Source organism: Vibrio sp. 1F255, assembly GCF_041439145.1.
GTDB classification, from domain to species: Bacteria; Pseudomonadota; Gammaproteobacteria; order Enterobacterales; family Vibrionaceae; genus Vibrio; species Vibrio crassostreae_C.
Genome location: NZ_JBGONQ010000035.1, coordinates 51,555 through 58,482 on the forward strand (window position 1 = coordinate 51,555; position 6,928 = coordinate 58,482).

Here is a 6,928-nt window from a genome sequence, read left to right on the forward strand (position 1 = left end):
AGGAAGTAGCAAACAAATGACAACACAACCCTCTCAGCAATCGCATACAGATAACTCTGATGAGATAGATTTAGGAAAACTGCTTGGCATCTTATTAGATGCTAAATGGCTAATCATGCTCACCACATTCGTTTTTGCTGTGTTTGGTATTGCGTTTGCTTTGCTTTCGACGCCGATATACAAAGCGGATGCCCTGATCCAAATTGAAGAGAAAAGCTCTGGTGGCATCTCTTCTATGGTTGGTGATATGGGTGAATTGTTCTCTCAAGAATCTTCAGCTACAACCGAAGTCGAGATCATCAAATCTCGTATGATCTTGGGTGAAACGGTGGATAAGTTTAACCTCACGACGGTGACATCTCCTAACTATGCACCTATCTTTGGTAAGGGCTTTGCGCGCTTGACCGGCGACATCAACCACATTGCGGTTAGCCGTTTCAACATGCCAAGCTATGCGAGCGACTACGGGCACACGATCCAGATCCTAGATGCCGAGCAGGGCACTTACCAATTAGTTCGCGACGATGAGCGCGTTATCCTAAAAGGCAAAGTGGGTGAGCTAGCAACAGCAGACGACTACAGCTTGTTTGTGGCAGGTTTTGAATCACATAACGATTTTGAATTCTCTATTAGTCAACGTAGCCGACTAGAAGCGATCGAATGGTTGAAAGCTTCTTTGTCTTTGTCTGAGCAAGGTAAGCAAACCGGTATTTTGAAGCTGAGCTTTGAAGGCGAAAACAAACAACAGATTTCTGAAATACTGAACCACATTAGCCAGATTTACTTTTTACAAAACGTGAAACGTAATTCAGCGGAAGCAGAGAAGAGCTTACAGTTCTTAGAGAGTCACCTTCCTGGTATTAAATCTGAGTTAACTGGCTATGAAGACACACTCAACAATTATCGCCAAAAGAACGAATCGATCGACTTGGGCTTAGAAGCACAATCAACCTTGAAGGTAATGGTCGAGCTTGAAGCGCAATTGAATGAACTGACGTTTAAAGAGAGTGATATCAGTCAGCGTTTCACTAAAGATCACCCGGCATATAAGTCACTGATTGATAAGCGTAAAACGTTGTTGGGCGAGCGAGAGCGCCTGAACAAGCAAGTGCAAAAGCTGCCGAAAACACAACGTGAAGTACTGCGTATGACACGTGATGTTGAAGTAAACCAACAGATCTACATCCAGTTACTAAACAAGGTTCAAGAGCTAAGCATTATTAAAGCCGGTACGGTCGGTAACGTTCGTATCTTAGATGACGCTCAAGCTTATGCTCGCGCCGTTAAACCGAAGAAGCCGCTGATTGTTGTGTTAGCAACGCTACTGGGTGGCATGTTAAGTGTCGCGTTTGTATTAGTGAAAGCAGCGTTCCACCGTGGTGTTGAAAGCCCTGACCAAATTGAACAAATCGGCCTTCCGGTTTACGCAGCGGTACCAAAATCTGATTTACAGATTGAGCTAACCAACCGCTTTAAATCGAAGAAAGTACAAACAAAAGGCGTTCAGGCACTGCTTGCTGAATCGAACCCTGCCGATCTTTCGGTTGAAGCACTGCGTGGCCTTCGTACCAGCTTGCACTTCGCGATGCTAGAAGCGAAAAACAACGTTCTGATGATTTCAGGCCCTGCGCCAGGCATTGGTAAATCATTCATCTCGACCAACTTTGCCGCAGTAGCTGCTAAAACAGGCCAAAAGGTATTGTTGATTGATGCCGATATGCGAAAAGGTTACCTACAACAAAGCTTTGGTGTGAACTGGGACAATGGTCTTTCTGATGTGCTGAGCGGCAAGCAAGAGTTCGCTCAATCAGTGAAAACCACACCGGTAGAGAACCTAGATATTATTACTCGCGGCCAAGTGCCACCGAACCCATCAGAGCTGCTGATGCACCCACGCTTTGCAGAACTAATGGAATGGGCATCGAAAGAGTATGATTTGGTGATTGTTGATACCCCGCCCGTACTTGCGGTAACCGACCCAAGCATTGTCGGCGCCTTCGCTGGCACCACATTAATGGTCGCGCGTTACGGTCAAAACACCATTAAAGAGATCGATGTAGCTCGCAACCGCTTCGAACAATCGGGCATCGAAGTGAAAGGCGTTATCTTCAACGCCATCGAGAAGAAAGCATCAAGCTCATACGGCTACGGTTACTATAATTACGCATATTCGAGCGACAAGAAATAACTAAGAGCAGTAACGAGATGCGAGTAACCGGGTAAACGAAGAGCTAAAGACAGTAACGGGATGCGAGTGGCGAGATACGAAAAGCGCCACTCGAATCCGTTCTTCATCTCTTGTTACTCGTTTACCCGCTGCTCGAATCTGCTCTTTTAGCTCTTCGAATCCCGTCTACCCGCCACCCGTATCTATTCTTTATCCAATCTTCAAATTATTCGAAGACTTAGCTTTTGGTTCTCCCCCTTGAACACCGGACTATTGTGAGTGATGGTGTTAATAGAAGGGGGAGTTAGAGGGGGTTGCTAGCGATGCCTAATCAACCCCTCCCAGCCTCCCCTTATATTGATATTTTCTGCCAAGTAACAGTCGTGATAAAGGGGAGGAGCTAAAAGCACAACAACCATCTTCTTCTCCTCGCTCTTAATCTCTTCGCATCCCGTTTACCCGTCACTCGAATCTGCTCTTCTACTTCTTCACCACGCCACCCGTTAAATACAATCCAATTGCCGCTAACACCGGATAACCAAACGCTTCATTGGTCATTTCCCCTAATGGCTTCCAATCGTAACCGTGCATGCAGCCAAGAATCACCATCACATGCAGTGCCACATAAGGAATGGTGAACAACAACACAATGTAGCGCTGTACCAACTTAAAAGGTTCATACGCTTTAAGCAGTGCCAGCTTGTGCTTCGCTTTTTCTTCATCAGTAAAAAACATCGCATCTCCTGTGTTGGTGAGTGCATCTAACCCCTTGCTAATCGAAGACTGGCTCCCAAATATTCTTCCGAACAATGTCATACTGCTCCTTGGTTTATTGATTGGCTTTGACCGCATGTATAACCTTTGACTGTATAACCTTATGGTTCGACAACCATAGCGAGACCTCTGCTCCGCCATTTATCCGTTGAATTAGATTCCCTATCACGTTCGTCCCTCACTGTAGGGAATGACGACTACTTTTATTAAGTTAATAATCTCACGACTCCGTCATTCCGCCATTCTGTTGCTTTAGAGGCGAGGAACGAAGTATCTGGAATCCGCTTTTAGTCTCTTCGCATCTCGCTTACTCGAATCCCGCAACTGCTCTTCAAATTATTCGAAGACTTAGCTTTTGGTCCTCCCCCTTGAACACCGGACTATTGTGAGTGATGGTGTTAATAAAAGGGGGAGTTAGAGGGGGTTGCTAGCGATGCCTAACCAACCCCTCCCAGCCTCCCCTTGTATAGGATATTTTTTGCCAAGTAACAGTCGTGATAAAGGGGAGGAGCTAAAAGCACCACTCTCACTTTATTTTCCTCACTTTTCGAATCCCGCATCTGCTCTTAAGCTTTTATCTTCAAAACAGGACACGCCTTATTCACGCCCCAATCTTTATGCCCCTTAACATTCTCATCTGAAATCAAGAACTGCTCTTGCAGTGCAGCCATCAAACCAAACAGTGCCTTGCGCTGCGCAAGTGTGAAGTTATCTTCTGGTTGCAGCTCGGCATTACAACCGCCAACCAAACAAACCCCAATATTGCCCTTGTTGTGTCCTTTCACATGCGCGCCAGTTTGCGACAGTGGCCTGCCAAGTTCGACATCCCCATTGCGACGAATAACAAAGTGATACCCCACATCGCGCCAGCCTCTCTTTTTATGCCATTGGCGAATCTCGGCTACGCCTACATCTTGCTGTGGCGGCGTGGCGCTGCAATGCACAGTAATAAAGGAATATGGCGGGCAATGAGGTAAGCGGAGTAAAACCGAAACCAGGCTGAATGAATAGGATGCTGAAGGTAAACAAGGCTCTAACGAAGGGATAAGCTCCATCTTGCTAGCCTGCTCTTCCGAATCAATTCGTTCTTTGGTGTCAGCCCGCTCTTGTAAAACAGGCGCTTCTAACGGCTGATTTGGAACTCGATCAGTTGCTGGTGGAGTGTTTGACAAAATAAATCCTCGTGTTGTTGTAAATAGACGATTAAAGACGTTGATAGCGATTCTTTTAAATCAGGGTGCAATGCGATGTGTTGTCGCAGACTGGTGGCTACGGTTTTTGCATAACCAGAGTGGTGGCTTACATAGCGTAAATACATCACGCAATAACCTAATGGTTGGGCGCGCCGTGCTCGGCTGATCATCCAACAAATATCTTCATAGCTTGGGGCGTCACCGCATTCATCCTCATTAAAATAACAACCTTCTAAATGGCTTTCTTTATAACCGTTAACTTCATAGCTCAGTACTTGGCCAAACCCATCACTATCACTAAAAAATAACGGCTGACGTGATTGAGTGAGGGAGTTAGCACGGCACTCGATGCTCGCCATACCGGGTTGATACGCTGAAATAAAAAGAGAAACTATCGCCTTCATTAAGCACCTTATTGCTGCATGGGGAGGGCAATGTACTTCAACATTCTTGATTGGGTTGGCGGGAATAACACGAAAACAGAGGAATACAGAAAAATGAGAGGTGCTTCGAAAAGTTACTGCCTTATAAGGTTGGTGTTGCATATCTATCCGAGGCGATTAACCAAACATCTTTTCTTACAACTTATCTCATGGGCCTTTCGCCCCTAAAGCGCCAAAAAGTGTTGTTAATGCTTCTGTATATCAATGGATTTCTATACGAATGACTAATTAACAAGGAGCGTTAACCATGTGTGTTTCTCTAATTCTTTCTTTCATCCCATTAAAAACTGGCTCGCCCATCAGCAAGTTGGTGTTATTAAAATTGGCCGATAACGCCGATGCGCGCGGCGTGTGTTTTCCTTCCCTCAATTACTTGGCGCAATATTGCGAAGTGTCGGTAAGAACCGTGAAACGACACGTTAACGAGCTCGAAAAACAAGGTTTTGTGAAGCGGATAAAGCGCTTTGATGATTCAGGACGCCAGCGCAGCAACATATATCAGCTGCGCCTTCCCAGCGACAGCCACATTCAGCAGACCGATCTAGCCCAAGCGAATCAAGAGAACACGAATGTAGAACAAACAGGTTTACCGTCAGCTTCGTCGGAATACCCCCAGAAGACAGAACATGCGAAGAAAACCGACCATTCAGACACTCCCCTGAGTGACTCAAGATCCACCACGGAGAGTGATCATCCGGCACACATAATCTTTCATAAAGAACATAAAACAGAGTTGATCTTGAAAAACGGCCTCTTGGATGACACCGATGTTCTTGATCCCCAAAGCGGTTCTGAACAACATGAGGTATCGACACCTCAAGCCACCACTACTCCAATAAGCCAACAGAATGAAGTCGTGATTCACCTGCTCACCAAAGAGGGCTGCGCGCCGATTTATCATGAGTTCACCACCATATTAGAACGCTCCTACCCAAAGTTAGATGTGCTGCAAGAACTGCATGCCATGCAAGCCTGGCTGTACATCAACCCCGATAAGCGCAAACCCTTTGAGCACATTGGCCACTTTGTGAATGGCTGGCTAAGAAGAAGCGCCCAAGCCAAAGCGAAGCGAGACTCATCGCCAGTCTTTAAGCAGGCTAGAGCGGCTAAGCAAACAAAAGCGGCTAAACCAGCAAGGGCTTCTGCTTCTACATCGACCAAGGAAGCTAAAACCCAACCGGCAGCCAAGCCCATGGTTCACAAACAACCCACGCCCGTCTCTCAGACCCTAGCGGATTACCAAGCCAAAAGCACCACCAATCCGTTCGAAGCACGTATCAAGGCCCTAGTTCAATCCAAATCGCCCTGCACGGATTCTAAAAAGTGACCATTCGATTTTTCACAGACTAAGCGCTTGCTCACACAGCTAAAAGCTATTGAAAACCAATGATTTAGGAAGCGAAAAGCTTAGGAAAACCAAAGGCTAGGGCAGACCAAGCGCGAATACAGACAAAAAACGTCAAGATACAAAAGTAGAATTAGGGAGAGGGCAAATGGACGATATCAGCCTAAAAAAACTGACAACGGAAGAAAAAGTCACCATTTTAGAAAAAGAGATAGCGCGAGTAGAAGGACGCATTGGCGAGTTTTTGAAACTGCTGGTTAACCACTACCCACAAGGGCTAACACGCACCGAGATTAAAGCGTTATTGGCGGTAAACAATAACCCGAGCTTCGTCTCGCTGTACCGCAACGGCAATATTTTTATTGATATAGAAAAACGCTACTGCGACGCAGCACAAGAAAACCGATACCACATAGGCACTCAGTACCTACAAGACGTACAATGCTCTCGCTGGTTGAATGCGTGGTGAGTTGTTTGTCATGCCAGAGTCAATTTCAAACTGGTTAATATGCACTTACTTTGCTAGAATGCCCCGCATATTTAAAACCGTATGAAAAACGCATAAAGCGAACAAATTGTCACTATTGCCTTTAGGAGCCAAACCTAAGGGCGGTAGCGTACCAAATGAGAATGGCCAGCAAGTCAAAAAGTGCTAGTAGCTACAAAAAGGCTACTTTTTCAAAAGTAGCGAAACCAATGGTTTACAAGGAATTGTCCGCAATGGATTGTCTCAATATGAATAAAAAGTGTCTCACGGTTATTCATCCCCTCGCAAGTACGGAAAGTAGAGCATACGCTAACTGATATTGTCTTCTTAACTATTTCACTGTAGGCGCTTGCACTGAAGGTTCTGGCGACGATAATTTGGAATGGCTTAGGCAGAAGATGAATGGCAGATACGTCTAGAGCAAATTAGTGAGAACTTAGCAGTGATAGACACTACTGACGGAAGCAGGGCAAGATCATGAAAAACCCATATGGAATAAGGGGTAGCGTGAAGTGATGT

The 6,928-nt window shown here is 45.7% G+C and carries 6 protein-coding genes; 3 read left to right on the forward strand and 3 right to left on the reverse strand.

The genetic code is table 11. From position 1 onward, the window contains the following. The first annotated feature begins 16 nt into the window (after positions 1–16). Entirely contained in the window at positions 17–2,188 is a 2,172-nt protein-coding gene (locus tag ACED41_RS18110; protein WP_371725407.1) for a polysaccharide biosynthesis tyrosine autokinase, read from the forward strand. A 459-nt stretch (positions 2,189–2,647) separates the two neighbouring features. On the opposite strand, the gene ACED41_RS18115 is transcribed toward ACED41_RS18110, so the two are convergent. From ACED41_RS18115 to ACED41_RS18125, 3 genes are all read right to left on the reverse strand, one after another. Then, a complete protein-coding gene (locus tag ACED41_RS18115; protein ID WP_004733275.1) occupies positions 2,648–2,983 on the reverse strand; it encodes a hypothetical protein in 336 nt (111 codons plus the stop codon). A 524-nt stretch (positions 2,984–3,507) separates the two neighbouring features. After that, positions 3,508–4,113: an N-acetylmuramoyl-L-alanine amidase gene (locus ACED41_RS18120; RefSeq protein WP_371725408.1), complete on the reverse strand. Its 606-nt coding sequence runs from the start codon at positions 4,111–4,113 to the stop codon at positions 3,508–3,510. Then, complete coding sequence (locus ACED41_RS18125) at positions 4,065–4,538, reverse strand: hypothetical protein (RefSeq protein WP_371725409.1); 474 nt, start codon at positions 4,536–4,538, stop codon at positions 4,065–4,067. Before ACED41_RS18125 ends, ACED41_RS18120 begins: the two co-directional genes overlap by 49 nt. Positions 4,539–4,824: 286 nt before the next feature. Between ACED41_RS18125 and ACED41_RS18130 the strand changes: the two genes are divergently transcribed. Together ACED41_RS18130 and ACED41_RS18135 are read left to right on the forward strand one after the other, a co-directional pair. Then, positions 4,825–5,904 (forward strand): helix-turn-helix domain-containing protein, encoded by a 1,080-nt coding sequence (locus ACED41_RS18130; protein ID WP_371725410.1) that lies wholly within the window; start codon positions 4,825–4,827, stop codon positions 5,902–5,904. A 166-nt stretch (positions 5,905–6,070) separates the two neighbouring features. Further along, positions 6,071–6,391, forward strand: coding sequence for a hypothetical protein (locus ACED41_RS18135; RefSeq protein ID WP_102332639.1), 321 nt, complete (start codon positions 6,071–6,073; stop codon positions 6,389–6,391). Positions 6,392–6,928: the final 537 nt, after the last annotated feature.

Coding starts and splice junctions, on each gene's coding strand:
- ACED41_RS18130 (WP_371725410.1), top strand. CDS start 4,825: ATGTGTGTTTCTCTAATTCTTTCTTTCATCCCATTAAAAACTGGCTCG.
- ACED41_RS18125 (WP_371725409.1), bottom strand. CDS start 4,538: ATGAAGGCGATAGTTTCTCTTTTTATTTCAGCGTATCAACCCGGTATG.
- ACED41_RS18135 (WP_102332639.1), top strand. CDS start 6,071: ATGGACGATATCAGCCTAAAAAAACTGACAACGGAAGAAAAAGTCACC.
- ACED41_RS18115 (WP_004733275.1), bottom strand. CDS start 2,983: ATGACATTGTTCGGAAGAATATTTGGGAGCCAGTCTTCGATTAGCAAG.
- ACED41_RS18110 (WP_371725407.1), top strand. CDS start 17: ATGACAACACAACCCTCTCAGCAATCGCATACAGATAACTCTGATGAG.